Here is a 23,590-nt window from a genome sequence, read left to right as displayed (position 1 = left end):
GATGTCCGGTCGCGCGAGCGGCCCGGAACCGGACGCAGCGCGGCGTTCGGCTCAGGGGCCGCGGGAGCCGATCTGGTGTCAGGGTGAGACCGGCTCGCGGAGCTCGGCCGTGGCGAAGTCGGCGATGCCCTCCGCGAAGCCGATTTCCGCGGTGAAGCCGAGCAGCTCGCGGGCTCGGGCCGGGTCCGCGACGACGTGGCGGACGTCGGCCGGGCGGGCGCCGCCCATGACCTTCGGCGCCGGGCCTCCGCATGCCCGGGCCAGCTCTGTTGCCAGGTCGCCCACCGTGTGCGGGGTGCCGGAGCAGATGTTCAGCGGGGTGAGGTCGTTCGGGCCGGGTGTCCGGAGGGCCAGGACGTTCGCCCTGGCGACGTCGTGGACGTGGACGAAGTCGCGTTGCTGGCGGCCGTCCTCCAGGACTTGCGGGGCCTCGCCGCGGGCCAGCGCCGATCGGAAGAGCGATGCGACTCCGGCGTACGGCGTGTTCTGGGGCATCCGTGGGCCGTAGACGTTGTGGTAGCGCATGGCCCACACCGTGCCGCCCGTCTGGCGGGCCCAGGCGCCGGCCAGGTGTTCCTGGGCCAGCTTCGTCGCCGCGTACGTGCTACGCGGGTTCAGCGGCGCGTCCTCGGGCACCAGCTGCCAGCTCAGCTCCTCTTCGCACGACGGGCAGCGCGGCTCGAACCGGCCCGCGTCCACATCGGACCGGCGGCGTGGCGAGGGTGCCACCACGCCGTGGGCCGGGCAGGTATAGCGGCCTTCGCCGTAGACGACCATCGACGAGGCCAGGACCAGCTTCCCGACTCCGGCCGCGTGCATGCCGGCCAGGAGCACCGCCGTGCCGTAGTCGTTGTGCAGGGCGTACGACGGCGCGTCGGACGGGTCGACGCCGTGGCCGACCACCGCCGCCTGGTGGCAGACCGCGTCGACGCCGTCCAGCAGCTCCGCGACGATTTCCGTGTCCGTGACGTCGCCGCGCAGGAACCGGTGCCTGCCCGTGTACGGCGGCGGGGTGCGGGAACCGTGGGCCGTGGGGAGGAGGTTGTCCAGCAACACGACCTCGTCGCCGCCGTCGGCCAGGAGGTCGGCGATGTGGGACCCGATGAACCCGGCTCCGCCGGTGACCAATACGCGCACACCGGCCACGCTAGGGGGCTTCGGCGGTGCTCGCCGACGCTCACCGCGGCACGTCACCGAATCGTCAGAACTCACCCGGAACCTCCCGGCGCCCGGCCGCCGAAACCGGCTACGGTGGGCGCCATGGAACGGAGTGCACAACGGCTGGGCCGGGCCCTCGTGGTCATCGTGGACGATCGCGTGGCGCACGGCGAGCACGAGGACACCACTGGCCCGCTGGTCACGGAGCTGCTCGAAGAAGCGGGCTTCATCGTCGACGGTGTCGTGGTGGTCGAGGCCGAGACCGCGGGTATCCGCAACGCGCTCAACACCGCCGTGATCGGCGGCGCCGACCTGGTGATCACCGTCGGCGGCACCGGCGTGCTGCCGCGTGACCGGACCCCGGACGCCACCGCCGGTGTGCTCGACCGGCCGATCCCGGGCATCAGCGAGGCCATCCGCGCGTCCGGGCTGGCCGCCGGCGCGGTCGACGCCGGGATCTCGCGCGGGCTCGCCGGGGTTTCGGGGAGCACGCTCGTGGTAAACCTGGCCGGGTCGCGGTCCGCGGTGCGCGATGGGATGGCGACGCTGACCTCGCTCGTGCCGCACGTGATCGACGAGCTTTCGGGTCTCGAAGAGGTGTGACCCGCGGTTTGCGGATCGGCGGCAGGCTGACTGTCCGGAGACCCGGTTTCGGGCCGATGTACCTGCCGACCGAAGCCGGGCCTCCCCGGGCTGGGGCGCGCGCCGTTGAGCTGGGTGTCACGCTCATTGACACCGCGCACCTCTACGGCGGCGGGGGTCAACGAGGAGCTGCTTGCCGCGGCCCTGCACCTCATCGACCCGGAAACGCCGTTGGCCGACCAGCTCGGGGCGCTCCGAGCTGCAGTCCGCCGGGAAGGTCGGCCTGCTCGGGCGGTCCGAAGCGACCGTCGGCGAGTTCGCGTCCCTGCCTTGGCGGCCCGTTGCGCCGGTGGCGGGTGGTGCTGCCGATTCCGGGTACCGGGCGGATCGCGCACCTGGAAGAGAACGTTGCCGCTGCGGGGCTTGTGCTGAGTGCTGAGCAGTCGCCGGCAGCGGGGTGGTGGCCGGCGGTGGGAGTCGCCGGGGGCTTCACTCTGGAATTGTCAAACAGCGCGTCGTGGGATACTTGGGGCATGGCGGGTGAACAGCGGAAACCTCAGACCGGCGAGCAACGGCGCCGGGTTGATGAGATCTTCGGGGACGTTCTGCCCGAGACGACCTCTGATGAGCGTGATCCCGAGCGGCGCACCGGTCTCCCGGATGACTGGTACCGGGAGAACCGGCCACCGCACCACGACCGCTGACCTCGTCAGTCGCGGTCGGTGCCGCGCTGGTTGGTCTGCTGGGCGCGCAGCAGGTCGCGGATCTCGGTCAGCAGCTCCACGTCCGTCGGCTCCGAGGGGCCCGGCTCCTGGCCGCGCTTGCGGCGCTCCTGCACCTTCTTGACCGGCAGCACGATGACGAAGTAGACGACCGCCGCGACCAGGACGAAGTTGATCGCCGCGTTTATCACGCTGCCGAAGTCCAGGAACGTCGCCTTGTTGTTGTCGAAGATCTGGTATCCGAGGCCGTTCGCGGCGTCGGTGCCGCCGATCGTGCTGATCAGGGGCTTGATCAGGCCGTTGGTGAACGCCGTGACGATCGCCGTGAACGCCGAGCCGATGACCACCGCCACGGCGAGGTCGACGACGTTGCCGCGCATCAGGAAGTCCTTGAAGCCTTTGAACACCTTGCTCTCCTCACGAGCCACGAACCGGAAGGGGACGCCCGGCCCGTATCGGCGGGCGTGGGCTAGCGGAGAGTAACCGTTACCGGACGCTCCAGTGAAATCGCCGCCACCGTTGTCGCGGCCGCTTCCGGAAGGCGGAGCAGCACCAGCGGCCCTTTGGGCGTGGCCGGCTGCCGGTGCCCGACCGTCACGACCGTCGCCCCGGCGGCCAGCACGGAGGCCGGCACTGCCTGTTCCGGCGCCGCGACGACGTCGACGCGCTGGCCGGGCTGGAGCAGGTCCGCGACCGCCTCGTCGGCCAGCCGGACCGGCACGGTCGCCGTGCCGGGATCACCCCGGGCGGGGGCCGTGGCCAGGCGGACGTCGGTCAGCGGCTCACCGGCCCGGACCGCGCCCGCCAGCAGGCGCCCCTCGACGGCCTCGAAGGTGCTCAGCACGCCGTTCGGTCGGGCTTCGTCGGGCAGGTCGGCCAGTCGGACGTCGGCAGCGCTCAGCGCCGCTCCGGAAGGAAGGTCGTGTGCCGCGAGGACGGTCGGTGCGCCTCGCGCGGAGCCGGGATGGACGAGCGACAGCCCGCCCACGACGAGCAGGCCGACGGCGAGCCAACGGCGGATGAGCCGTGCCCGCCGGCTCGGCAGCCGGGTCGGATGAAGTGCGCGGAGCTTCGGCAGGATGTCCACGGGGCCCCCTCGGCCGGATCGGGTGCGGCGGGGTGCCGCACGAGATCGACGTTAGGGAAGCCGGACGGGCCGCCGGAAGGGCCACGTCCGGCATCTGTGGACAACCGGGGTGTTGTGGATAACCTGCGGGTCAGGACGCCGCGGCGGCCGTCTTCGTCGTGGTCGAAGAGGAGGATGCCGAGCTCGTGTCGGACTTCGACTCCGTCTTGGTCTCGGTCTTCGCCGGGGTGGCCGCGGTGCTCGACTTGCTCGAGTCGCGCGAGTCCGTGCGGTAGAACCCGCTCCCCTTGAAGACGACGCCGACCGAGCTGAAGACCTTGCGCAGCGCCCCGGAGCACTGCGGGCAGACGGTCAGGCTGGGGTCCGAGAACGACTGCACGGCTTCGAACCGGTGGTCGCATTCTTTGCAGGCGTACTGGTACGTAGGCACTGACGGCTCCTTTGCTGGCACTCATCCGACCTGAGTGCTAACCCGATTGTGCGGGAAAACCTTCCCGGAAGGCAATTCCTGGTTGCTCACACCGGCAGATCGACCACGCCGCGCCCCGGTGTCAGGGCCCCGGTCATGCGCACGTCGTGGGCCTCCCCGGGCAGCCGTTCGACCAGCTCTTCGTCCCGGACGACGGCCAGCAGCGCCGCGCCGGCCGCGGCGAAGACCAGCGAGCGATCGTAGTGGCCGGCCCCGCGCCCGAGCCGGACGCCCCGGCGGTCCACGGCCAGCGCCGGCACCAGGACCAGCTCCGCCTCGCCCACAGCCTCGGTACCCAGGCGTTTCCCGCCCGGCTCGCGGATGCCCCGGAACCTGCTGGGCACCAGGTCGGCCTCGCCCGTGTACTCGGCCCAGTCGAGCGGCTCCGTCCGCGACCGGATGACCGGCAGCAGCACCCGCGCGCCGCCCGCCACCAGCGCGTCGACGAACGCCGTCGTGCCCGGCTCGGTGCCGAACGGCAGGTACGCGCACATGGTGCCGGCTGTGACCTTCGACACCGCACTGACCAGCGCCGACGCCTCCCGGGCGTGGGATTCGGCTGCCTGCCCCGCCCGGGCGCGCGTCACCCGGTCACGCCACTCCGTCTTGCTCAGGTGCTCATTGCCCAGCGCGTGCATGACCTCACGTTAGGCTCTGCGCCCATGACGGGCGCCGCAACCACCCAGACGTTCAGAACCGCCATCGTGCCTGCCGCCGGCCTCGGGACACGGTTCCTCCCGGCGACGAAGGCCGTGCCCAAGGAGCTCCTGCCGGTGGTGGACACGCCGGGCATCGAGCTGGTCGCCGCGGAGGCCGCCGCCGCCGGCGCGGAACGCCTGGTCATCGTGACCTCACCGGGCAAGGACGCCGTGGTCCGGTACTTCGAAAAGCAGCCCGAGCTCGAGCAGAACCTCGAAAGCAAGGGCAAGACCGACCTGCTCGCCAAGGTCCGCCGGGGCTCCGACCTCCTCGCCGTCGAGACCGCCATCCAGGAGCAGGCCCTCGGCCTCGGCCACGCCGTCGCGCAGGCCGAGCCCAACCTCAAGCCCGACGACGAGGCCGTCGCCGTGCTGCTCCCGGACGACCTGGTACTGCCGACCGGCGTGCTCGAGAAGATGAGCGCGGTCCGGGCCCAGTTCGGCGGTAGCGTGCTCTGCGCGTTCGACATCCCGAAGGCCGAGATCTCCCCGTACGGCGTCTTCGACGTCACCGACACCGACGATGACGACGTCAAGCGCGTGCACGGGATGGTCGAGAAGCCGAAGCCGGAGGACGCGCCGTCGACCTACGCCGCGGCCGGGCGCTACCTGCTCGACCGGGCGATCTTCGACGCGCTCAAGCGGATCACCCCGGGCAGCGGCGGCGAGCTGCAGCTGACCGACGCGGTCGCGCTGCTGATCAGCGAAGGACACCCGGTGCACGTCGTCGTCCACCGCGGTGGACGCCACGACCTGGGGAATCCGGGTGGTTTCCTGCGCGCCGCGGTCGATTTCGCGCTTGAAACGCCCGAGTACGGTCCATCTTTACGGGCGTGGCTGACGGAACGGATCGGGACACAGCGCCCATGACGGAATCCCTCGACGCGGCACGGCCCGAGGCGGCCGGGGACGAGGCCGAGCTGCGCTCGGTCGACGCGCAGATCTCCATGACCTTGGATGCCGCCGTCCGGCCGCAGCCGGTGCGCGTGGCGATCTCCGAGGCCCAGGGCCTGCTCTGCGCCGAGGAGGTGGTCGCCGAGCACGCGCTGCCCGGGTTCGACCAGGCCGCGATCGACGGGTACGCGGTGCGCAGCGTGGACGTGCGCAACGCCGGGCAGGAGCCGGTGCAGCTGCCGGTCGTCGGGGAGATCGCGGCGGGTTCGCGCCAGCCGCGGCGGCTCCAGCCCGGCCAGGCCGTCCGGGTCGACACCGGCGCGCCGCTGCCGACGCTGGCCGACGCGGTCGTGCCGCTCGCCTACACCGACGGGCACCAGGCCAAGGTCACGGTGCACCGCTCGGTGCCGTCGGCGGGGTACGTGCGACGGGCCGGCGAGGACGTCCAGATCGGGGACGTCGCGGTGCGCCGCGGCGACACGATCGGCTCGGCCCAGGTGGGCCTGCTGGCCGCGGTCGGCCGGGCGAAGGTGCTGGTCTACCCGCGGCCGCGGGTGTCGATCGTGTCGGTCGGCGACGAGCTGGTCGACATCGACCGGACGCCGTCGGTCGGGCAGGTCTACGACGTCAACTCCTACGCGCTGGCCGCGGCCGCGCGGGACGCGGGCGCCGAGGTCAGCCGGGTCGGCATCGTGCCGAGCGAGCCGAAGCGGCTGCGGGAGGTCGTCGAGGGACGGCTGCTGATGTCGGAGATCGTCGTGGTCGCGGGCGGCGCCGGGGGCGCCACCGGCGACGAGGTCCACGCCGCGCTGTCCGACCTCGGCCGGATCGACATGACGCGGGTGGCGATGCACCCCGGGTCGGTCCAGGGGTTCGGCCGGCTCGGCCCCGACTCGGTGCCGACGTTCCTCATCCCGGGCAACCCGATGAGCGCCCTGGTGGTGTTCGAGGTGCTGGTGCGGCCGCTGATCCGGGCGGCGCGCGGCACCCGCAACCCGCACCGGCGGATCGTCGGCGCGCGGCTGCTGTCGCCGATCACCTCGACCCCGGGCCGGCGCGGCTTCCTCCGCGGCCAGCTGCTGCGCGACGAGGCCAACGGCGAGTACCTGGTCCAGCCGCTCGGCCAGTCCGGGGCGCACCTGCTCGCGTCGCTGGCCGAGGCGAACTGCCTGATCAACGTGCCGGAAGAGGCGACCGACGTCCCCGCCGGCGAGCAGGTCCAAGTCACCTTCCTGGCGCAACGGGCCTGATGAACTCCGTGTCGGGCGTGTCCTATCCGGCGGAGAGCCGGCACCCGGGCTGGCCGGCCCGGCTCGGCCCGCTGCGGGTGCCCGCGGGCGAGGTCGCGATCCGGCCGGTCCGGCTGCGCGACGCCGGCGAGTGGAGCCGGATCCGGCTCCGGGACCGCGCGCACCTCGAAATGTGGGAACCCACCGGGGTCGGCCCGTGGCCGGAACGCAACGCCTTCTGGTCGTGGCCCTCGCAGTGGGCGGCTCTGCGTTCGCTTGCTCGCCGTGGTCAGTGTCTCCCGTTCACGATCACCCTGGACGGGCGTCTCGCGGGTCAGATCACTGTGGGTAACGTCATCCGGGCGTCGCTCCGATCGGCCTGGATCGGCTATTGGGTATCGTCCGAAGTGGTCCGCGGCGGGGTGGCGACGGCTGCCGTCGCGCTCGTCACCGACCACGCCTTCGGCCCGGCCGGGCTGCACCGGCTGGAGGCCACCGTGCGGCCGGAAAACGCCGCCAGCCTGCGGGTTCTCACTAAGGCGGGCTACCGGCGGGAGGGGCTGTTCGAGCGCTACCTCGACGTCGCGGGCGGCTGGCGGGACCACTTCTGCTACGCCGTGACGCGCGAGGAAACCGGGCCCGGGCTGGTGTCGCGGCTGGTCGCCGCGGGCCGCGCCGACTACGCCTGAACGTGATTACCCACCCGGGTCGGTAGTCGCGTTACCACATGCTGTGAGTTTCACCTAATCCGGTGAGGCTTTTCCGTGATCGAACCCGGCGAGCCTCCGCCTGATCTGTTACTCCTGTGACTAACGTGATTCGTGGTGGAAGGATCGGGGGAGGTGACGGGAGATGCCCAGCTCCGTGATCATCGTCGCGCTCGCCGCGGCATGGCTCGTCGTACTCGTGCCCATGGTCGCGCGTAGGCGGCAGCAGGTCGCGAGGACGGCCGACTCGGCGCTCGCGGCCAGGGTCGTGCGCAGTGGACGCAACGAAGACCGGGAGGAATTCGCCATGTCCGACGATCCCGGGAGGTCCCGGCCATCGGTGGAGGACGACCTCGCCGAGCTGGAAGCCGAGCTCGAACTCGATGACGACGTCGAGGAACCGGAGCCCGAGCCCGCGCCGCTCCCGCAGCCGGCCCACGGCCGCCGGGCCGAACGCGACCGCCCCGGCTACCGGCCCGGCCGCGGCGGCTTCGACCCCGAAGCCGCCGAGATCGCGGCCCGGGCCAAGTACAGCTTCCGGCAGCGCATCGTCGTCATCCTGCTCGCGATCGCGGTGATCAGCGGCGCCGTCGCCGGCTTCGTCTTCCCGCTGGCCTGGTGGGGGCACGGCGTGGTCGACGTCGTGCTCGTCGGGTACCTGGTGTACCTGCGCCGCCAGGTGCGCATCGAGGAGGAGATCCGCCAGCGCCGGCTAGCCCGCTTCAACAGCACCCGGGCGCCGCGGCGCCCGTCTGTTCAGGGTCCTTCGGTTTCGGCCGCGGTGGAAGAGGAACGCGCCGAGGTCGAGGACGTCGAGGTCGTGGAGCCGGTCCGCCGCGAGGTGGTCGAGCGCCGCCCGTCCCCGACATCCCGCGTCCGCCGCAGCGCGGTGGTCGTCGACCTGGACGACGAGGACCCCGCGTTCGAGGAGCTGGACGAGCCTGGGACCGGGCCATATCGGCGTGCGGTGGGCGAGTGACCCCCCTGCGTGGGGTGCTCGTGGGGCACTGCTAAGCTCTACGAGCACGACCAAGGGGCTGTAGCGCAGTTGGTAGCGCGTCTCGTTCGCATCGAGAAGGTCAGGGGTTCGATTCCCCTCAGCTCCACCCTAGGGTTCTTGCCCAGGACCACCCGCAATGCGGGTGGTCCTTTTAATTGTGCCCTCCGTGCCGGTTGCTGCGGCCCGCTGACCTTGGATGGCGTGGAGTTCGCCGTCTGTGATCTTGTCGTCCTCGATGTAGATGGTGTCGCGCATGTAGGCGATGAACGGCTGGCTGAAGCGAATCGCGGACTTGTGCCGTCATGCGAGATTCGAGATTCTTCGCCGTCGTACTCGACGTATCCGAGGTAATAGCAGTTCCTGGCCGCGCCGATGGTGACCGAACAGTGAAGGCGGCCGGGGTCAGCGGACGACGAGGCCCTCCACCGGGGCCGGGGGCGCCGGGATGTGGAAGAGGTCGACGAACCGGTCCAGCAGGGTGAGGTCGCCGCTCGCCCGCAGGATCCCGGCCTCGATCGCCGCCAGCGGGCTCAGCCTGCCGCTCAGCAGCGGCTGGATCGAGCCGACCGACTCGATGACGAGGTCGGCCCGGGGAAGGGCGCCCTCGGCGACCTTGAGCGCGCCGTCGTCCACGAGGGCGTGCACGATCAGGTCGCCATAGCGGATCTCGAAGCTGACGTTGACGCCCGCCGCGTGCTCCGGCCGGAACGTCGTGTACAGCGAAAGGATCGCGGAGTCCATGGTGAACAGGTCGTCCGGCGCGGGGTCGAGCATTGCCCTCGCGCCCCACAGCCCCAGCTGCAACAGCACCGGTTCCAGCTCGCGGCCGTACTCGGTGAGTTCGTAGACCACGGCCGCGTCCAGTTGCGGCAGCACGCGCCGCCGGAGCACGCCTGCCTTTTCCAGTTCGTTGAGCCTGCCGGAAAGCACGCTCGGTGGCAGCTTCGGCAGGGTCTGCCGCAGGTCCGAGTACCGCTTCGGGCCGAGCAACAGGTCTCGCACGACGAGCAGCGACCATCGCTCGCCGACGAGCTCGAGGGCGCGGGCGAGGCCACAGAATTGCCCGTAGGTTCGACCGGTCATGATGTGCGTCCCTTCTACGCCGGTGTGGGCGGAGTAGGTGTTGTGGTTTGCGTTCGAAAGCTGGTTTGTTCGCGTGGCCCCTTCAGCGGTGCGACTGGTCCGAGAGCAGGACGTGGTGCAGCTCCTGGAGCTCGTTGCACGGCTCGAGGCCGACCTCGCCGCTCAGCCTTGCCCGGAACTGCCGGTAGAGCTCCAGCGCCTCGATCCGCCTGCCGCTGAGGTTGAGCACCCGCATCAGCTGGCCGTTGAGGCCCTCGTCAAGGGGGCTGGCGGCGATCAGCGACCGCAACTCGCCAATCAGGTCGTGGTACATGCCCGCCTCGATCTCGGCATGGATGCACAGGCGCTGCGTGTTTCGTCGCTGTTCCTCCAGGTCGGTCGCATACACCGAGAGCACAGGGCCGCATGTCACGTTGGCCAGCGGCGGCCCGCCCCACAGGTCCAGTGCCTTGCGCAGGACGGTGGCGGCTTCGGCGTAGTGCTGCCGGTCGAACAGCGCCCTGCCCTCCCGGGCCAGCCACTGGAACACGGCGACGTCGACCTGGCCAGGGTCGACGCGCAGCAGATAGCCGGGTGCCCTGGTCACGATGATCTGGTCGCCGTCGCTGGCGAATCCGTTGGCTTCGATGTACCTGCGCAGTTGCCAGACGTGTGTCTGCATGGTGGTCCGGCCGCCGCGGGGCGGGTCGCCCGCCCACAGCTCCTTGATGATCAGGTCACCCTGCACGACCTTGCCGGGACGCATGAGCAGCATCGCCAGCACCTGGAGCACCTTCGGTGCCGTCGGCGCGTGGTCCTCGCCGTCCTTGCGGACCTCCAAGGGGCCGAGCAGGGTGAAGTGCGGCCCACCGTTGGGCTGGCCGGCGAACCCGGCCGAGGCGTCGTCAGATCGGTCCCATAGCGCCAGGTCGGAATCCAACATACGTGGCTCCCATCGGTGACTTCCGTCGCTGGTTGACGTCCACCCAGTTCGATGTCGATCCAAGCGACGGTCGATTCCTGAACATTGGCAGATCGATCGTGGCCGCGGCAGTGCACCGGCCACGAATACCGATTTGAATCCGGCTCGCCGCACCTATGGTCAACGCATATGCGGTTCATGGATTGTGCATTGGTGATATCGGCGACACGAAACCAGAATTTCCAGCTCAAGACTGACTTTCCCGAACCGCCAGTAGTCTGTTGGTTGGTCACGCGCTGCACAATACTGAGGGGTAATGATGGCTGATCGGGTCCAGAAAGTGCGCAAGATGGCAGCAAACACTACTCTGAACAGTCGAGCAATGTCTAGGCCATCGATCTTCAAATAGACGAATTCGACCAGTGGAGCAACCCTCGCCGGTTGCGGCTGGTGTCGTTGATTGAGGACGTCCTGGTCGAGGCTGATCCGGAGAGCGAGTTCCTCGTGGCGGTCACCAGGTGGGGCGAGTTCAGCGTCGGCGATGCCGGCGCGCTGGTCTGCCGCGACGTTCCTGATGGCGTTCGCCAGCTTGTCGGAAGGGGCGTCCTTGAGCATGAAGCCGGCGACCCGACTTGGCTGGTCCTTGATCCCTCTTTGACGAGCGTGAGAACAGATGGCGTCATGCTAGCTCCCAGACGAGGTTGACGGCGCGATTCGTCGACACGGACGTCGGAAGCAATGACGAGCCGGAACGTCGCCGCACCTCGCGCGGCGCTCCGGTAGGTCGTGGCCGGGGCGGACCACGACGCGAACTGGGGCCGAGCCGCCCGGTCAGGGACGTGCGGTGACTCGGAAGCGAGTGGGAGGCCGCGAGTGAGCAGGGACCACAGCAGTTAGGACCTTTTTGTCTCCAGGGTTCCGGACTGTGCCGCCAATGCTGGAGTCCATGGGGGAGTCGAGTTGATCCGGCGGTTGCGGATCGTTCTCGAGGACCGGAGGAGAGACCTATGCAACTTGCCGTCCAGCAAGCAATTTCGGCGATGCGCGATCGTTACTTCGACCCCATCACCCTCGGCCAGATCGCGGCTGAGGTGTTCGTCAGCCCCTTTCATCTCTCCAGGGTGTTCGCGGAGCTGACGGGCGTGACGCCGGGCCGTTACCTGACCGCCGTCCGGTTGTTCGAGGCCAAGCGGTTGCTGCTGACCACCGATCTCACCGTGGCCGACGTCGTGTCCAGCGTCGGCTACAACAGCGTCGGCACGTTCACCAGCCGGTTCACCAAGGCGGTCGGCATGACCCCCACCCAGTACCGCAGCCCGGAGGTACGCGAGTTGCTGCTCGCCGTGAGCCCCGACTTCCACCGGGTGCCCCCGGCCGAGGCACTGCCCGGCGCGAGCGGGCTGCCCGTGCAGGGCGCGGCGTCGGTGTCCGCCACGGTCGACCTGCCCGCCGCGGCCGCACCGGCCAACGTGCTGGTCGGCCTGTTCGCCGAGCGCATCCCGCAGTGCGGGCCCGTGGCGTACGCCGCGCAGACCGGTGTCGGCTCGACCAGGCTGACCATCTCGGACGTGCCGCCAGGGCGGTGGACCGTGCTCGCGGTCGCCGAGGGCGCGCACGGCGGGGGCGCGGAGAGCATCTACCTCGGCACGGTTCGGCAGCCGGTCGCCGTGTCGCCGGGTGCCGCCACCAGGGTGTCCCTGCGGTTGCGCGAACTGCAACCGACCGATCCGCCCATCGCGATCACGCTGGCCTCCGAGACCTTCCCGCGCGGTATGAGCCGCGATCTGGCCCGTCCCGAGCTGCGGGTTGCGGCCTGACCTGAGGATTGAGTCGCCGGTCGGGGGCGGCTTCGGTCTCGCTGGGCGGCCCGGCTCCGGACGCGTGGGCGGTGTGCCGACGTCCGCATCCGCGCCTTTCCTCGCCGAGGCGCTGGACCGGGGCCTGCTTCCCGACTACGAGAGACACCGGTGGAAGCCGCCGTGCGTGAGGTGGTGGAGGAGACCGGTTGGCGACCGCACCGGCTTTCCGAGCTGTCGTATGTCCAGCCGATGGCCGGTGTCGCCAATGCGGAGCATTTCGTGCTCCGTGGCCACGGGGCATAGCTGCGGGTGACGCCACCGTTGCTTGCGTGCGGTCATCGGAGCGACCGGCGACCTCGGCAGGTGCCGACGATTGAAACGGGGGAGTGTGCACTCGAAGAGAGGACGACCTCCGATAGGCGGCCGTACCGTCGTGCTCGTGGACCTCCGCACTGTGACCGCGCTCGGCGCAGGCACGATCGGCACGTCGATCGGCCTCGCGCTGACCCGCAGCGGTGTGCGCGTCCGGCTGGCCGACCCGACGCCGATGCGCTCGCCGCCGCGGTGAGTCGCGGGGGCGCGTTCAGTCCCTCCAGTCGACGTCGGCGCTACAGAGCTCGGGGATGAATATTTCTACAAGCGATTATTGATCGGGACTGGAGGACCAATGATGGGGAGTCGGAACTCCGACGTAGTCTTCGTCAGGTGGCCCGCGCAGGCGGACCTGCGGAACCGCTATCAGCTTGAGGGGAGACCTCGATTACTTGTCGTAGAAGGAGGCGCGGTACCGCCGGTCAGCAACGATCCGATTGAAGATTGGGCTCGCCAACCGATATCTCGGGTTGACCTGGATGCGAGGGTCAATGCCTTGCAGAACCGGTTCGACAGCCGCCGGGCGCCGAGGATCGACTCAGCGGGAACTCTGATCTTCGGAAGTCACTCGATCACGATCTCGACCACTCAGGCCCACCTCATGGCCCTGCTCGTCGAACGCTTCGGCCAAGTAGTGTACCGCAACGAGCTCACGAACTATTTGGCAACGCAGGTGACGACCCTTACAAGGAACTCGCTCGATCTGCATATCATGCGGCTCCGCCGAAGACTTCAGTCGATCGATCTGTCGATCCGCACCGCGTGGGGCCGAGGATACATCCTGGAGGCTATACGCTCCTGAAGCGGCTGGCTGCCGACCGCTCGCAGTGCTCAGCTGTTGCTGGTCAGCAGTCGAACCAAGGTGCTGCCGACAGGTGTGTCCGGGTTGGCGAGGTCGAACGGCAGGTCGAAGTGATTCCGGTGCGCGAGGACCATTTCCTCGACGGCGATTCCGTTCGCACGTAGGGCAGCGACGTAGTTGTCGTGCTGACGGGCGTACTCCGGTGTCTCGAGTCCGCCACGGGCGACGGTGATCGGTGGCGCCTTGACTGGGGCGTGCTGGACGGGGCTGTTGCGGCGAGCCGATTCCTCCGTGAGGCTCAGTGCATCGTTGACGTAACTGTGCCGGACCGGGTCGAGGTCGTAGATGCCGCTGAGCAGTGTGGCTGAGCCGAACACTTCGGCTGGTGTCCGCCCGTCGGGCAGCCAGTCGTCGGTCAGGGCCATGGCGACCAGGTGCGCACCCGCTGAGCTGCCGCTGAGGTGGATCCGGCCCGGCGCGATGCCATAGGTGTGCGCGTTGTCCACCAGCCACAGCAGGCCACGGCGCACCATTGCCACAATCGCGTCGAGGTCGTAGTTCGGTGCGAGACCGTAGCCCAGGGCAGCGAAGGCCGCGCCGGCGTGCAAGGCGGCAGGCGCGGCGAAGCTGGACTCGTTCTTGCTGAGCTGCTGCCAGTTGCCGCCGTGCACGTAGACCAGCAGTGTGTTGGCGTCGTAATGCGGAAAGAGGTCAAGCTGCTCGACATCGGAATACCCATAGTGCACGGTATGATGCCGGTATGTGGCTCGGGCGCCTGCGCTACGTGTGGCGTACTCGTGTAGGTAGTACTCGATGTCGGTAATGCACGAGCTGGGCGAGTACTGTTGGTCCAAGTCGCCCCGGATGGTCGTCATTGTCATAACCCCCAACTAGTACGGTGTCACACGCTAACATTTGTCCCGGCACCGTTTCGACTGTTTAACAGGATTCTGAAAGACCGATCTAAAGCATCTTTCAAAGACATTTCGTAGGTGTGGTCGGTGTCGTGGGGCACGGGTAGCGTCTGGTGCCGTCAGCATGCGGCCGGCTGTGGGCGAAGCGTCGGGGAAACTGCAAATGAGGAGCGTACGCGGATGAGCTTGTCCGGCAGAACTGTAGTCGTGACCGGCGCCGGTTCGGGGATCGGCCGTGCGACGTGTGCAAGGTTGTGCCGGGCAGGCGCGCGGGTGGGCGCGATCGGTCGGCGCAAGGAACCACTGCTGGCTCTGTGCGATGACCTCAGGGACGAGCCCGGTGAGGTGGTAGCGCTGCCCGCCGACGTCGGTTCGGCAGCCGAGGTCGAGCACGCGGTACGGACTCTGACGGCTCGGTGCGGTCCGGTGAGCGGAGTCGTCAACAACGCCGGCCTGGCGCGCTTCGCGCCGATCGAGTTTTCCTCGCCGTCCGATCTGGACGCCATGTTCGCGGTGCACCTCCGTGGACCGGTGAACGTGCTGCAGGCCTGCTTACCGGAACTGCGCAAGCATCGTGGCGCGGTGGTGAACGTGTCGTCGGTCGGTGGCCTTCTGGCGATGCCGAACCGATCCCTCTACGGCGCGACGAAGGCCGCTGTGAACAGCCTGACCCGGTCGTGGGCACGGGAGCTGGCGCCACAGGTCCGGGTGAACGCGATCCTGCCCGGCCCGGTCGACACGCCGATGTACGACGACCTGGGGCTTACCGGTCCACAGACCCAGACCCTCCGTGCGGACTTGCTGGCGTCGACCCCGTTGGAGAGGTTCGGCGAACCCGATGAGATCGCCCGGTGGATCACCCTGCTCCTCGATGACGACACGTCGGGGTGGGTCACCGGTGTGCTCTTACCGGTCGACGGCGGCCGGACCACCTGATCCGGCTGGATGCCAGGTGACCGGGCACGTTCTTTCGTGATCAGGCTGGCAATAGTTCATGTCGACCTCGCCGTGGGATCCGGTGCCGGTGCGGGAGCGGTACACCGGCACCCCTCTTGAGCACACCGGATCACAACGGCAGGTCCGAACTCCCCGATGCTGTGGGAACGTCGATCAGCCGTCCCAACAGAGGTGATCCCTTCGGCTGCCGTTGTAGCTAGGCGGTGTCGATCATGCGAAGGTCGTCGCTCCCCACTCGGTGGCGGGGACGTTACGCACGTGCTGGGTGAACTCCCACAGGTGGTTCTCGTGGTCGAGGGCGAGGTACTGCCGTAGGCCCCAGGGTTTGTCGCGGGGTTCGTGGAGGGTCCGGGCGCCCTCGGCGCGCGAGCGGGCGTAGTGCTTGTCGACGTCATCGACCCAGACGATCACCTGAGCAACGGCTGGCACACCGGTGGGCGGGGTGGTGAGCCGCTCGCTGACCTTGGCGAGCATGACGACGCCGGCACCGGTGTGCAGGTCGGCGTGGCAGACAGTGCCGTCGACGGTTTGGCGGAGTATTTCGCGGAAGCCGAAGACCCGGGCGAGCCAGGCTACGGCGGCCGGTACGTCGGTGTAGCCAAGTTCGACGACTACTCCGGGGAATCCAGCGTCGGGGTCGTACACCGGCACCTCCGGTGCCTAGGAAGGGGTGACGGCCCCTGGCCGACACCTTGGGCCCAGCGAGTCAGCAGGCCGATTTCGTCCTCGGCCGCAGGAGGGGTCAAGGCCGGCCGGAGGCCATCCGGAGGGCTTGGCCTTGACCCCGGCGCGGGGGTGTTTCATGCCGCCTGTCGGCCGGCGCCGGGCGGGGTGAGGGTGGCCAGGGCGCGCAGTGCGACCTTGTCCGCCTTACCTACCGGCGTGCGGGGCAGTTCGGAGACGGACACGAGCTTGTCCGGGATCTTGTAGGTCGCGAGACCGCGATCTCGCAGGAATGCCTTCAGGGCTTGGAGCTCGACGCTCTCGTTTCGCAGTACGACGAATGCGTAGGTGCGCTCACCCAATACTGGGTCCTCGACCCCCACGACCGCCGCGTCCCGGACGCCGGGATGCGCCATGAGCTGTTCCTCCACCTCCTCGACCGGAATCTTGTCGCCAGACCGGTTGATCACGTCCTTGAGCCGGCCGACGACGACGATGTTGCCGTCCGACCTGCGTCGCACCAGGTCCCCGGTCCGGAAGAACCCATCCGACGTGAAGGAGTCGGTGTTCTCCTGTTCGGCACGGTAGTAGCCGCGTATGGTGTACGGGCCTCGCGTCAGTAGCTCACCTTCGACGTTGTCCGGTACGTCGTGGCCGGCGTCGTCTACAACCCGGATTTCGTCGTCGGGAGCCATTGGACGGCCCTCGGTGTTGAACCTCACCTCATCCGGGTCGTCAAGCCGGGTGTAGGTGAGGAGCCCTTCGCCGACACCGAACCACTGACTCAGGTCGCACTTCAGGAACCGGCGCGCTTCCTCGGCCTGCACAGGTGTCAGCTTGGAACTGCCGATCTGCAAGTGGACGCCGGAAAGGTCGACAGGCGTCCGCTGCGCGTAGTCGATCCAAAGCCGCACGGTTCCCGGTACCAACGTCGTGAGCGTGACCTGCTCCGCACGGATGAGCCCGATCAGCTCCGCCAGCCGGGAAGTCGGGGCGAGTACGACCTTGCCACCGACGAGCAGCGTTCCGAACAGCCCAGGGCAACCGAGCGCGGCGTTGTGGGCGACCGGGTTCACGGCCAGGTACGTCGACGTGCTGTCGACCCGGAGCGCCTCCGCGGTAGCCAGCATGTTGTACGCGTAGTCGTTGTGCGTGCGGGGGATCAGTTTCGGCCGACCAGTCGTCCCGCCGGAGAGCAGAAAGAAAGCCGGCTCGGACGGATCGACCTGCGGATACCGCGTCTCCGGCGCGCTGTCGGCGAGCTCGTTCGCAATCAGCACCTGCTCGATCCCTGGGACGTCTTGCTGCACCTCTTGGGCGAGTTGCCGGTAGTCGAAGCCTCGGAACTCGCTCAGCACGATCAGTGCGACGGCGCCGGACTGGGAGGCCAGGTGAACGAGCTCGTGCTTGCGATGCCCCGGCAGAGCCAGCACCGGAATGGCACCCAGCCGGAACAACGCGAAAACCACGGTCGCGAACTCCGGCACGTTCGGCAACTGCACGACGACCCGATCGAGCGGGCCGATCCCACGAGCCACGAACTGCCGGGCTACGAGGTCGGAGCGGGCTGCGAGGTCCGCGTACGTGAGCCGCTGCTCGCCGTACACGACAGCCACCTTGGTGGCATGTTCGGCGCAGGCCGCCTCCAGGAGCTCGCCCAGCGATCGCCCTTGCCAGTAACCCTGGCGGCGATACTGCTCGGCGAGTTCGTCGGGCCAGGAAACGCAGCCTTCGAGCATCTCGGCTCCCGATCAGACTAGATATCGAACTGAGGACCAGCGGTACGACAGGCCAACGGTCTTCACCATCTGGCATCCGCCGCCGTCAGGCAATCGTGCTGACAGAGACGCGACAGGAGCCCCGTGCGGGTTTGGTTCGGCGCTGTCCTGTCTCTGTCAGTTCGATGGTCGTCATCGGCCTGGGCTTCTAGGGTCCGTAGCAGGTGCGGTGTCCCTTCCATGAGTCGGCTGATCCAAGGAGTTGACCTTGTCCACGGTTCCGGAGTTGTTCGAGTCGACTGTTGCCCGCTTCCCCGACCAGCCCGCGGTCATCTTCGGTGACATCAGTTTGAGTTACACCGAGCTGAACACCCACGCGAACCAGCTGGCCAGGCGCTTGGTGGCCCTGGGAGTCGGGCCGGATTCCTTGGTGGCGGTCGCCATACCGCGCTCGGACGAGCTGATCATCGTGCTGCTGGCCGTGCTGAAGGCCGGCGGCGCGTATCTTCCGCTGGACCCGACCTACCCGGATGATCGGCTGGCGCACATCATCGACGACGCGAGCCCCGTCCTGGTGATCCGGTCGAGCCAGGTTCCCCGCCTGAGTGACGAGGTGGCCGACTACGTGATCGACGACCCTGACCTGCAGGAGGACATCCAAGGTGAGGCGACCGGCGACCTGACTGACACTGAGCGGCTGTCTCCGTTGTACACATCCCATTTGATGTACGTGATCTACACGTCAGGCTCCACTGGTACGCCGAAGGGCGTGGCGGTGACCCATGCAGGTACGGGCGATATGCTCGCAACTCACGCGCACCGAATCGGTCCGGGCCCTGGTGACCGGGTGCTGCAGTGGGCGTCGATCAGCTTCGACGCCGCGTTTTGGGACATCACCCTTGCGCTTCTGTCCGGAGCCGCGCTGGTCATGGTGTCCTCAGACGACGTCCTGCCGGGAGATCCGTTGCGGGAAACCCTGCTGAAGCACCGGATCACCCACGCGACCTTGCCGCCGGTGGCCTTGAGTGCCACTGACGCCGATGGCGTTCTGCTAGGCGGCACGGTGATGTCGACGGGCGATACCTGTACGCCGACCTTGGTCCGCAAGTGGGCACCCGGTCGACGGCTCTTCAACGGTTACGGTCCGACCGAGGTGACTGTCGGCTCCACCCTCAGCGGACCGGTCGACCCGGCTGTCGACGAGATCACCATCGGGACGCCCTGGCTCGGCGAGACCGTCCAGGTGCTCGACGAGCGCATGCAAGAAGTTGCCGACGGCGCCGAAGGGGAGCTGTACCTGTCCGGGCCCGGGCTGGCCCGCGGTTATCTCAACCGTCCGAGCCTCACTGCCACCCGTTTTGTCGCCGATCCACAGGGAGCACCCGGCAGCCGGATGTACCGCTCCGGCGACCGCGGCTCGCGTCGGGCTGATGGAGAGATCCTTTTCTCGGGTCGCGCCGATGCCCAGGTGAAGGTTCGTGGCTTCCGGGTCGAGCTTGCCGAGGTCGAGGCAGCCTTGGCCGGTCACGCCGCGGTCAAACTCGCCGTCGCTGCGGTGGAAGGGGAACTGGCAGACGCCCGTGTGGTTGCGTACGTGACGACGTCGCCGGGGGCGGAAGTGACCGAGTCGGAGCTGCGCCACCACGTCCGCCGTATGTTGCCGGAATTCATGGTGCCGTCGACAGTCACCCTGCTCGACCAGCTTCCGACGACGCACAACGGAAAGATCGACCGGAAGGCGTTGCGACCGCGCCCCGCCGAGCCCCCTGCCGAACAGCTCAGCTGGCAGGAGGGTATGCCGTACGCCGACGTGCTGTGCGCGATCGTCGCCGAACTCCTGGGCCTGCCGGTGGTCACCCCGGATCAGAACTTCTTCGAGATCGGTGGGCACTCTGTGCTGGCGACGAAGCTGGCCGCGCGGATCCGGCAGGACCTCGGCATCAAGATCCCGATCCGCTCACTCTTCGAGGCCGGCAGTATCTCGGAGTTGGCGCTGGTGGTGGAGAGGGCCGTCTGACCGGCGACTGAGACGGGTCCGCTCACCGGAAGCTGACGGGCAAACTGCTGTAGCCGAACAGGAAGTTCGAGTAGATCCGCGAGGGCGTGCCATCCAGCTCGATTGAACGCACCGACTCCGCGAGCGAGGACAACAGGGCCCGCAGTTCCGCCCGGCCCAGAAACGCACCGACGCAGAAGTGGGGCCCGTGGCCGAAGGTGAGGTGCTTGTTGGTCTTGCGTGCCAGGTCCAACGTTCGCGGATCGGGAAACACTGTCTCGTCGTCGTTGGCCGAGGTGTTCCACAAAGTGACGATGTCCCCGGCCCGGACCTTCTGACCGGCGATCTCCAGGTCGGTGAGCGCGGTCCGGGCAAAGTGCATAGCGGGCGTGACCCAGCGCAGCACCTCCTCGACCGCGTCGTCGAGGGAGGCGACGCCGGCCCGCAGCGCGGCCCACTGCCCAGGGTTCTCGGCCAGTGCTTTGACCGCTCCGATCGCTGACATCCGGGACGATTCATCGCCGCCCAGGATGAGGCTGTAGCAGTTCAGGGCGACCTCTTCCTCGCTGAGCAGCTCGCCGTCGACCTGGGTGCTCGCGATCATGGTGATGACGTCATCGCCGGGGTTCTCCCGGCGGTGCTTGGCGAGATCCATGAAGTAGGAAACGATGTCGTTGCGGGCGATCAGCGAGTCGAGGTCGTCAACCTCCTCGCTGTCCGCGGACAGGGCCAGCTTGTTCCACCTGAGCAGCTCGGCGCGGTCGCCGTCGGGGATCGACAGGAGATCGCAGATCGTCGTCATCGGGATGTGCTCGGCGACCTCGGCGGCGAAGTCGAACGTGCCCACATCGACCACGCTGGCGACCAGACTCCGGGTGCGTTGCTCGACCCGCTCGACCACCGGTCCGAGGACCTTGGGGGAGAACGCCCGCAGCATCAGGTTCCGCAGCTGCTGGTGGCGGGGGCGATCGGTGACGGCGAGCATCTTGCCGCTTGCGGAGTCGTTGCCGTGCAGCAGTACGTCGAGCACGGTGCCGCGCGCCGAGCTCAGGAATTTGGCGTTGCGGTACGCCGCCTGTATGTCGCCGAACCTGGTGACCACCCAGAATCCCGGCAGATCGCCGGGGGAGTCGTGCCAGTAGATGGGATGCTGCGGCCGAATCACCTGCCAGTAGTCACGCGGTTCGTGCCGGACGAACGTCGCCGGATCCGTGAGATCGAGAAACTCGCCAGCACCCACCTGCGTCTCCTTCAGCCGGACCTTCGTGCGGACAGCAAGTGCCAGCGTGACTAGGCGACTCGTCGAGTCCGGAGTGTCTTGCGTAGTTCCTTCACCGGTGACTGAGAGACGAAAGATTCAAGCCCGGCCACCCGCAGAGGTGCAAGGCTCTGATAGAGCATGTCTGCTTGAACGTTAGGTGGAGGTCATGACTCCTACCGGGGACCGAGGTTGGCTACGGCGGTCGCACGTCATCCCGCGGCCGGCGATCCGGCTCGTCTGCTTTCCGCACGCCGGTGGTGCGGCCGCGAGCTATGCCGGCTTTGCCAACGAGCTGCCCGCCCAGGCCGAACTGGTGGTGACCCAGTACCCGGGTCGTGGCGACAGGTTCGCCGAACCCGCCGTGGAGGATGTCCGGCGGATGGCGTCGTCCGTGAGCGCGGAACTCCTGACTCTCGAGCCCCACGCCCCGCTGCTGTTGTTCGGGCACAGTTTCGGCGCTTTGGTGGCCTACGAGACCGCGCTCGCGCTGCAGCGCAGCGGAGTACGGCCGGTGCAACTCGTCATCTCGGCGTCGCCTCCGCCGCGGCTGGCCGGTGGGGGGAAAACCCATCTCCATGACGACGACGAACTGTGGTCGATCGTCTGCGGCTACGGTGGAGTCGAGCCGGAGATTGCCGCCGACGCCGACTTGCGTGAGGTTCTGCTGCCGATTCTGCGCTCGGACATCAGGGCCAACGAGCTTTATGAACCGCCGGTGAACCCGCCCTCGCTCGACTGTCCGGTGATCTGTTACCACGGCATCGGCGATCCGCTCGTGAACGAGTCCGAGCTGGTTGAGTGGGGCGAAGTCACCGCTGGGTTATTCTCCGTACGTCGTCGCTCGGGTGGGCACTTCCACGTCTTCTCAGCCGTCGGTGAACTGCTCGAGGACGTCTTCGCCGACGTAGCAGCCTCGTGGTGCGTGGCCGCACGACTTCCTCCGCCTGGCAGCAGTGTCTCGACCTGACAGTGACCGCGCAAACTGACCATGAGTTGGGGACCGAAACGATGAGCCATCCGCCTATTGCCACAGCGATTCCGTCGTCGTCGCTGCACCAGATCTTTCGTGCCGCCGACGCCCGCGCGCTGGCCACCGGGTCACCGGTGACCAGACTTCACGTCGGAGAGCCGTACTTCACCTCCCCTCCCGAGGTCGCCGAGGCGATCGCGGAAGCTCAGCGGGCCGGCCGGACGACGTACACCGATGTCGAAGGTCTTCCGGAACTGCGGCGCGCGTTGAGTGCGAAGCTGGAACGGGAGAACCGCATCGACGCGCCGATCTCGCGGATCTTCGTCACGCCGGGTTCCTGTCAAGGACTGCAGGCGCTGTTGCTGTCGCTGGCCGAACCGGGGACCGAGATCCTGCTTCCTGAGCTGCACTGGCCGATCCATGTGCAGCAGAGCCTGCTCGCGGGTCTGCGCCCGGTGTTCTACTCACTCGACGACAGGTACTTCCCGGACCTCGAATCGATCGCCGAGAAGTCGGGACCCAACACCCGGATCCTTCTGGTGAACTCGCCGGCCAATCCTACCGGCGCGGTACTGGACGCGGACCGGATAGAGGGTCTGCTCACCCTCGCGCGCGATCGTGGATGGCACGTGATCAGCGACGAGGCATACGAGCACTTCGTGTACGAGGGCGACCATCTGTCCCTGGCGGCAAGTGAACGCCAACTGCCCGTGGAGCAGCGGATCGTGCACAGCGTCTTCACGTTCTCCAAGAGCCTGGCGATGACGGGCTACCGGCTCGGCTACGTCGTGCCGGCGACGGAGGAGGCAGCCGCCGGGCTGAGGGTGGTGCAAGAGGCCGGCATCATCGCTCCGCCGACACCGGTGCAGTACGGCGGCATCGCGGCGCTGGAGATGCCCGATGTTGCACAGGCGAACCGAAAGTTGGTACAGCAGAACAGAGACACCGTGTTACCCGCACTTCGAGACGCCGGCCTGATCCGCGAGCTACCATCCGGCGGGTGGTACGCGATGGTGGATGTCAGCAGCACCGGTCTGGGAGCAGAGGCCTTCTCAGCGCAGTTGCTCGCGGAACGTAGTGTGGCCGTTGTTCCCGGCTCGGGGTTCGGGTTACGTCCGCAGCTTGATGACCGAGGCGCTCTGGTGGCGATGGACACCGATTCCCATGCGGACAACCTTGTGCGGATCGCCTTCTGCGTGGATCCAGAGATTCTCAAGTCGGGTGTGGATGCGCTTCTTGCCTTCGTTGACGAGCGGAAGGCGCGGTGACTTCATGAGCTGCTGCTCCAGGTGATGTCACACGAAGAAATGTACTGGCCCGACAATGCGGCTGAGATCAGCCGCATTGTCGGGCCGTTGACCAACCTCAACTCGGGAGCTGACTCATGAGTGTGAACCCCTTCGATGACGACAACGGTGAGTTCTTCGTACTGGTCAATGACGAGGGCCAGCACTCACTGTGGCCGACGTTCGAGGACGTTCCGGCCGGCTGGCAGGCCAAGTTCGGTCCGGCGACGCGAGCCGAGAGCCTCGCCTATGTCGAGGAGAACTGGACCGACATGCGGCCGCGAAGCCTGCAGGAAGCGATGGCGACCGACAAGGCGTAACG

27 protein-coding genes and 1 tRNA gene are annotated in these 23,590 nt (G+C 68.0%); 16 read left to right on the top strand and 12 right to left on the bottom strand.

Annotated features, from left to right (window positions below; translation table 11 throughout):
• Positions 1 to 78 precede the first annotated feature (78 nt).
• Complete coding sequence (locus ACWDN5_RS20230) at positions 79 to 1,137, bottom strand: NAD-dependent epimerase/dehydratase family protein (RefSeq protein ID WP_449677372.1); 1,059 nt, start codon at positions 1,135 to 1,137, stop codon at positions 79 to 81.
• Positions 1,138 to 1,260: 123 nt separating this feature from the next.
• Here ACWDN5_RS20230 and ACWDN5_RS20225 point away from each other — a divergent pair, with 123 nt between their 5' ends.
• Both ACWDN5_RS20225 and ACWDN5_RS20220 read left to right on the top strand, forming a co-directional pair.
• Positions 1,261 to 1,761, top strand: coding sequence for a MogA/MoaB family molybdenum cofactor biosynthesis protein (locus ACWDN5_RS20225; protein WP_013230045.1), 501 nt, complete (start codon positions 1,261 to 1,263; stop codon positions 1,759 to 1,761).
• Between the two features lie 335 nt (positions 1,762 to 2,096).
• The gene (locus ACWDN5_RS20220; RefSeq protein WP_449677393.1) at positions 2,097 to 2,444 is read left to right on the top strand and encodes a hypothetical protein; all 348 of its coding nucleotides are present in this window, start codon (positions 2,097 to 2,099) and stop codon (positions 2,442 to 2,444) included.
• 5 nt (positions 2,445 to 2,449) lie between these two features.
• Here ACWDN5_RS20220 and mscL read toward each other — a convergent pair whose 3' ends face one another.
• From mscL to ACWDN5_RS20200, 4 genes are all read right to left on the bottom strand, one after another.
• Entirely contained in the window at positions 2,450 to 2,869 is a 420-nt protein-coding gene (gene mscL / locus ACWDN5_RS20215) for a large-conductance mechanosensitive channel protein MscL (protein ID WP_310974091.1), read from the bottom strand.
• A gap of 62 nt (positions 2,870 to 2,931) precedes the next feature.
• The gene (locus ACWDN5_RS20210; protein ID WP_449677371.1) at positions 2,932 to 3,549 is read right to left on the bottom strand and encodes an SAF domain-containing protein; all 618 of its coding nucleotides are present in this window, start codon (positions 3,547 to 3,549) and stop codon (positions 2,932 to 2,934) included.
• 130 nt (positions 3,550 to 3,679) lie between these two features.
• Positions 3,680 to 3,979 (bottom strand): FmdB family zinc ribbon protein, encoded by a 300-nt coding sequence (locus ACWDN5_RS20205; protein WP_191306993.1) that lies wholly within the window; start codon positions 3,977 to 3,979, stop codon positions 3,680 to 3,682.
• 86 nt (positions 3,980 to 4,065) lie between these two features.
• The gene (locus tag ACWDN5_RS20200; RefSeq protein ID WP_449677370.1) at positions 4,066 to 4,656 is read right to left on the bottom strand and encodes a 5-formyltetrahydrofolate cyclo-ligase; all 591 of its coding nucleotides are present in this window, start codon (positions 4,654 to 4,656) and stop codon (positions 4,066 to 4,068) included.
• A gap of 24 nt (positions 4,657 to 4,680) precedes the next feature.
• Between ACWDN5_RS20200 and ACWDN5_RS20195 the strand changes: the two genes are divergently transcribed.
• From ACWDN5_RS20195 to ACWDN5_RS20175, 5 genes are all read left to right on the top strand, one after another.
• Positions 4,681 to 5,586 (top strand): UTP--glucose-1-phosphate uridylyltransferase, encoded by a 906-nt coding sequence (locus ACWDN5_RS20195; protein ID WP_310974085.1) that lies wholly within the window; start codon positions 4,681 to 4,683, stop codon positions 5,584 to 5,586.
• Complete coding sequence (gene glp, locus ACWDN5_RS20190) at positions 5,583 to 6,860, top strand: molybdotransferase-like divisome protein Glp (protein ID WP_310974083.1); 1,278 nt, start codon at positions 5,583 to 5,585, stop codon at positions 6,858 to 6,860. The genes ACWDN5_RS20195 and glp overlap by 4 nt, the downstream gene beginning before the upstream one ends.
• Positions 6,860 to 7,528, top strand: a complete 669-nt coding sequence (locus ACWDN5_RS20185) for a GNAT family N-acetyltransferase (RefSeq protein WP_449677369.1) — start codon at positions 6,860 to 6,862, stop codon at positions 7,526 to 7,528. Before glp ends, ACWDN5_RS20185 begins: the two co-directional genes overlap by 1 nt.
• 163 nt (positions 7,529 to 7,691) lie before the next feature.
• Entirely contained in the window at positions 7,692 to 8,525 is an 834-nt protein-coding gene (gene sepX, locus ACWDN5_RS20180; protein WP_449677368.1) for a divisome protein SepX/GlpR, read from the top strand.
• Between the two features lie 54 nt (positions 8,526 to 8,579).
• Positions 8,580 to 8,652: transfer RNA gene (locus ACWDN5_RS20175), tRNA-Ala, on the top strand.
• 296 nt (positions 8,653 to 8,948) lie between these two features.
• On the opposite strand, the gene ACWDN5_RS20170 is transcribed toward ACWDN5_RS20175, so the two are convergent.
• From ACWDN5_RS20170 to ACWDN5_RS20160, 3 genes are all read right to left on the bottom strand, one after another.
• Positions 8,949 to 9,629, bottom strand: a complete 681-nt coding sequence (locus ACWDN5_RS20170; protein WP_449677367.1) for a winged helix-turn-helix transcriptional regulator — start codon at positions 9,627 to 9,629, stop codon at positions 8,949 to 8,951.
• 82 nt (positions 9,630 to 9,711) lie between these two features.
• Positions 9,712 to 10,551, bottom strand: a complete 840-nt coding sequence (locus tag ACWDN5_RS20165; RefSeq protein WP_310974076.1) for an AfsR/SARP family transcriptional regulator — start codon at positions 10,549 to 10,551, stop codon at positions 9,712 to 9,714.
• 159 nt (positions 10,552 to 10,710) lie between these two features.
• Positions 10,711 to 11,145, bottom strand: a complete 435-nt coding sequence (locus ACWDN5_RS20160) for a hypothetical protein (protein ID WP_449677366.1) — start codon at positions 11,143 to 11,145, stop codon at positions 10,711 to 10,713.
• Positions 11,146 to 11,570: 425 nt separating this feature from the next.
• Here ACWDN5_RS20160 and ACWDN5_RS20155 point away from each other — a divergent pair, with 425 nt between their 5' ends.
• The 4 genes from ACWDN5_RS20155 to ACWDN5_RS20140 all read left to right on the top strand — a co-directional run bounded on the left by ACWDN5_RS20155 (position 11,571) and on the right by ACWDN5_RS20140 (position 13,503).
• Positions 11,571 to 12,347: a helix-turn-helix transcriptional regulator gene (locus ACWDN5_RS20155; protein ID WP_449677365.1), complete on the top strand. Its 777-nt coding sequence runs from the start codon at positions 11,571 to 11,573 to the stop codon at positions 12,345 to 12,347.
• A gap of 87 nt (positions 12,348 to 12,434) precedes the next feature.
• A complete protein-coding gene (locus ACWDN5_RS20150) occupies positions 12,435 to 12,632 on the top strand; it encodes an NUDIX domain-containing protein (protein WP_396136963.1) in 198 nt (65 codons plus the stop codon).
• A gap of 136 nt (positions 12,633 to 12,768) precedes the next feature.
• Positions 12,769 to 12,897 (top strand): hypothetical protein, encoded by a 129-nt coding sequence (locus ACWDN5_RS20145; RefSeq protein ID WP_449677364.1) that lies wholly within the window; start codon positions 12,769 to 12,771, stop codon positions 12,895 to 12,897.
• A 300-nt stretch (positions 12,898 to 13,197) separates the two neighbouring features.
• The gene (locus ACWDN5_RS20140; RefSeq protein ID WP_449677363.1) at positions 13,198 to 13,503 is read left to right on the top strand and encodes a helix-turn-helix domain-containing protein; all 306 of its coding nucleotides are present in this window, start codon (positions 13,198 to 13,200) and stop codon (positions 13,501 to 13,503) included.
• Positions 13,504 to 13,532: 29 nt separating this feature from the next.
• Here the strand turns inward: ACWDN5_RS20140 and ACWDN5_RS20135 are convergent, their stop codons facing one another.
• Positions 13,533 to 14,378 carry an alpha/beta hydrolase gene (locus tag ACWDN5_RS20135; protein ID WP_310974068.1) on the bottom strand — a complete coding sequence of 282 codons (846 nt, stop codon included), beginning with the start codon at positions 14,376 to 14,378 and terminating at the stop codon, positions 13,533 to 13,535.
• Between the two features lie 219 nt (positions 14,379 to 14,597).
• On the opposite strand from ACWDN5_RS20135, the gene ACWDN5_RS20130 reads away from it, so the two are divergent.
• Entirely contained in the window at positions 14,598 to 15,353 is a 756-nt protein-coding gene (locus ACWDN5_RS20130) for an SDR family NAD(P)-dependent oxidoreductase (protein ID WP_310974067.1), read from the top strand.
• A 231-nt stretch (positions 15,354 to 15,584) separates the two neighbouring features.
• On the opposite strand, the gene ACWDN5_RS20125 is transcribed toward ACWDN5_RS20130, so the two are convergent.
• Together ACWDN5_RS20125 and ACWDN5_RS20120 are read right to left on the bottom strand one after the other, a co-directional pair.
• Positions 15,585 to 16,019, bottom strand: coding sequence for a VOC family protein (locus tag ACWDN5_RS20125; RefSeq protein ID WP_310974064.1), 435 nt, complete (start codon positions 16,017 to 16,019; stop codon positions 15,585 to 15,587).
• A 155-nt stretch (positions 16,020 to 16,174) separates the two neighbouring features.
• Entirely contained in the window at positions 16,175 to 17,776 is a 1,602-nt protein-coding gene (locus tag ACWDN5_RS20120) for a (2,3-dihydroxybenzoyl)adenylate synthase (RefSeq protein WP_449677362.1), read from the bottom strand.
• Between the two features lie 247 nt (positions 17,777 to 18,023).
• Here ACWDN5_RS20120 and ACWDN5_RS20115 point away from each other — a divergent pair, with 247 nt between their 5' ends.
• Positions 18,024 to 19,772: a non-ribosomal peptide synthetase gene (locus ACWDN5_RS20115; protein WP_449677361.1), complete on the top strand. Its 1,749-nt coding sequence runs from the start codon at positions 18,024 to 18,026 to the stop codon at positions 19,770 to 19,772.
• A 22-nt stretch (positions 19,773 to 19,794) separates the two neighbouring features.
• On the opposite strand, the gene ACWDN5_RS20110 is transcribed toward ACWDN5_RS20115, so the two are convergent.
• The gene (locus ACWDN5_RS20110; protein WP_449677360.1) at positions 19,795 to 20,991 is read right to left on the bottom strand and encodes a cytochrome P450; all 1,197 of its coding nucleotides are present in this window, start codon (positions 20,989 to 20,991) and stop codon (positions 19,795 to 19,797) included.
• Positions 20,992 to 21,178: 187 nt separating this feature from the next.
• On the opposite strand from ACWDN5_RS20110, the gene ACWDN5_RS20105 reads away from it, so the two are divergent.
• The 3 genes from ACWDN5_RS20105 (at position 21,179) to ACWDN5_RS20095 (ending at position 23,588) form a co-directional block, all read left to right on the top strand.
• A complete protein-coding gene (locus ACWDN5_RS20105) occupies positions 21,179 to 21,979 on the top strand; it encodes a thioesterase II family protein (protein ID WP_449677359.1) in 801 nt (266 codons plus the stop codon).
• Positions 21,931 to 23,250 (top strand): pyridoxal phosphate-dependent aminotransferase, encoded by a 1,320-nt coding sequence (locus ACWDN5_RS20100; protein WP_449677358.1) that lies wholly within the window; start codon positions 21,931 to 21,933, stop codon positions 23,248 to 23,250. Before ACWDN5_RS20105 ends, ACWDN5_RS20100 begins: the two co-directional genes overlap by 49 nt.
• A gap of 116 nt (positions 23,251 to 23,366) precedes the next feature.
• Positions 23,367 to 23,588, top strand: coding sequence for an MbtH family protein (locus ACWDN5_RS20095; protein WP_449677357.1), 222 nt, complete (start codon positions 23,367 to 23,369; stop codon positions 23,586 to 23,588).
• Positions 23,589 to 23,590 lie beyond the last annotated feature (2 nt).

The organism is Amycolatopsis sp. NPDC003731 (assembly GCF_053586895.1).
The sequence above is the reverse complement of the archived record's forward strand: the minus strand, read 5'-3'. Positions and strand labels throughout refer to the sequence as shown.

What these genes read in the sequence shown, in the direction of transcription:
- ACWDN5_RS20225 (WP_013230045.1), top strand. Translation starts at nt 1,261, where the DNA reads ATGGAACGGAGTGCACAACGGCTGGGCCGGGCCCTCGTGGTCATCGTG.
- ACWDN5_RS20200 (WP_449677370.1), bottom strand. Translation starts at nt 4,656, where the DNA reads ATGCACGCGCTGGGCAATGAGCACCTGAGCAAGACGGAGTGGCGTGAC.
- ACWDN5_RS20195 (WP_310974085.1), top strand. Translation starts at nt 4,681, where the DNA reads ATGACGGGCGCCGCAACCACCCAGACGTTCAGAACCGCCATCGTGCCT.
- glp (WP_310974083.1), top strand. Translation starts at nt 5,583, where the DNA reads ATGACGGAATCCCTCGACGCGGCACGGCCCGAGGCGGCCGGGGACGAG.
- ACWDN5_RS20185 (WP_449677369.1), top strand. Translation starts at nt 6,860, where the DNA reads ATGAACTCCGTGTCGGGCGTGTCCTATCCGGCGGAGAGCCGGCACCCG.
- sepX (WP_449677368.1), top strand. Translation starts at nt 7,692, where the DNA reads ATGCCCAGCTCCGTGATCATCGTCGCGCTCGCCGCGGCATGGCTCGTC.
- ACWDN5_RS20170 (WP_449677367.1), bottom strand. Translation starts at nt 9,629, where the DNA reads ATGACCGGTCGAACCTACGGGCAATTCTGTGGCCTCGCCCGCGCCCTC.
- ACWDN5_RS20165 (WP_310974076.1), bottom strand. Translation starts at nt 10,551, where the DNA reads ATGTTGGATTCCGACCTGGCGCTATGGGACCGATCTGACGACGCCTCG.
- ACWDN5_RS20160 (WP_449677366.1), bottom strand. Translation starts at nt 11,145, where the DNA reads ATGCTCAAGGACGCCCCTTCCGACAAGCTGGCGAACGCCATCAGGAAC.
- ACWDN5_RS20155 (WP_449677365.1), top strand. Translation starts at nt 11,571, where the DNA reads ATGCGCGATCGTTACTTCGACCCCATCACCCTCGGCCAGATCGCGGCT.
- ACWDN5_RS20135 (WP_310974068.1), bottom strand. Translation starts at nt 14,378, where the DNA reads ATGACGACCATCCGGGGCGACTTGGACCAACAGTACTCGCCCAGCTCG.
- ACWDN5_RS20130 (WP_310974067.1), top strand. Translation starts at nt 14,598, where the DNA reads ATGAGCTTGTCCGGCAGAACTGTAGTCGTGACCGGCGCCGGTTCGGGG.
- ACWDN5_RS20120 (WP_449677362.1), bottom strand. Translation starts at nt 17,776, where the DNA reads ATGCTCGAAGGCTGCGTTTCCTGGCCCGACGAACTCGCCGAGCAGTAT.
- ACWDN5_RS20105 (WP_449677359.1), top strand. Translation starts at nt 21,179, where the DNA reads ATGACTCCTACCGGGGACCGAGGTTGGCTACGGCGGTCGCACGTCATC.
- ACWDN5_RS20095 (WP_449677357.1), top strand. Translation starts at nt 23,367, where the DNA reads ATGAGTGTGAACCCCTTCGATGACGACAACGGTGAGTTCTTCGTACTG.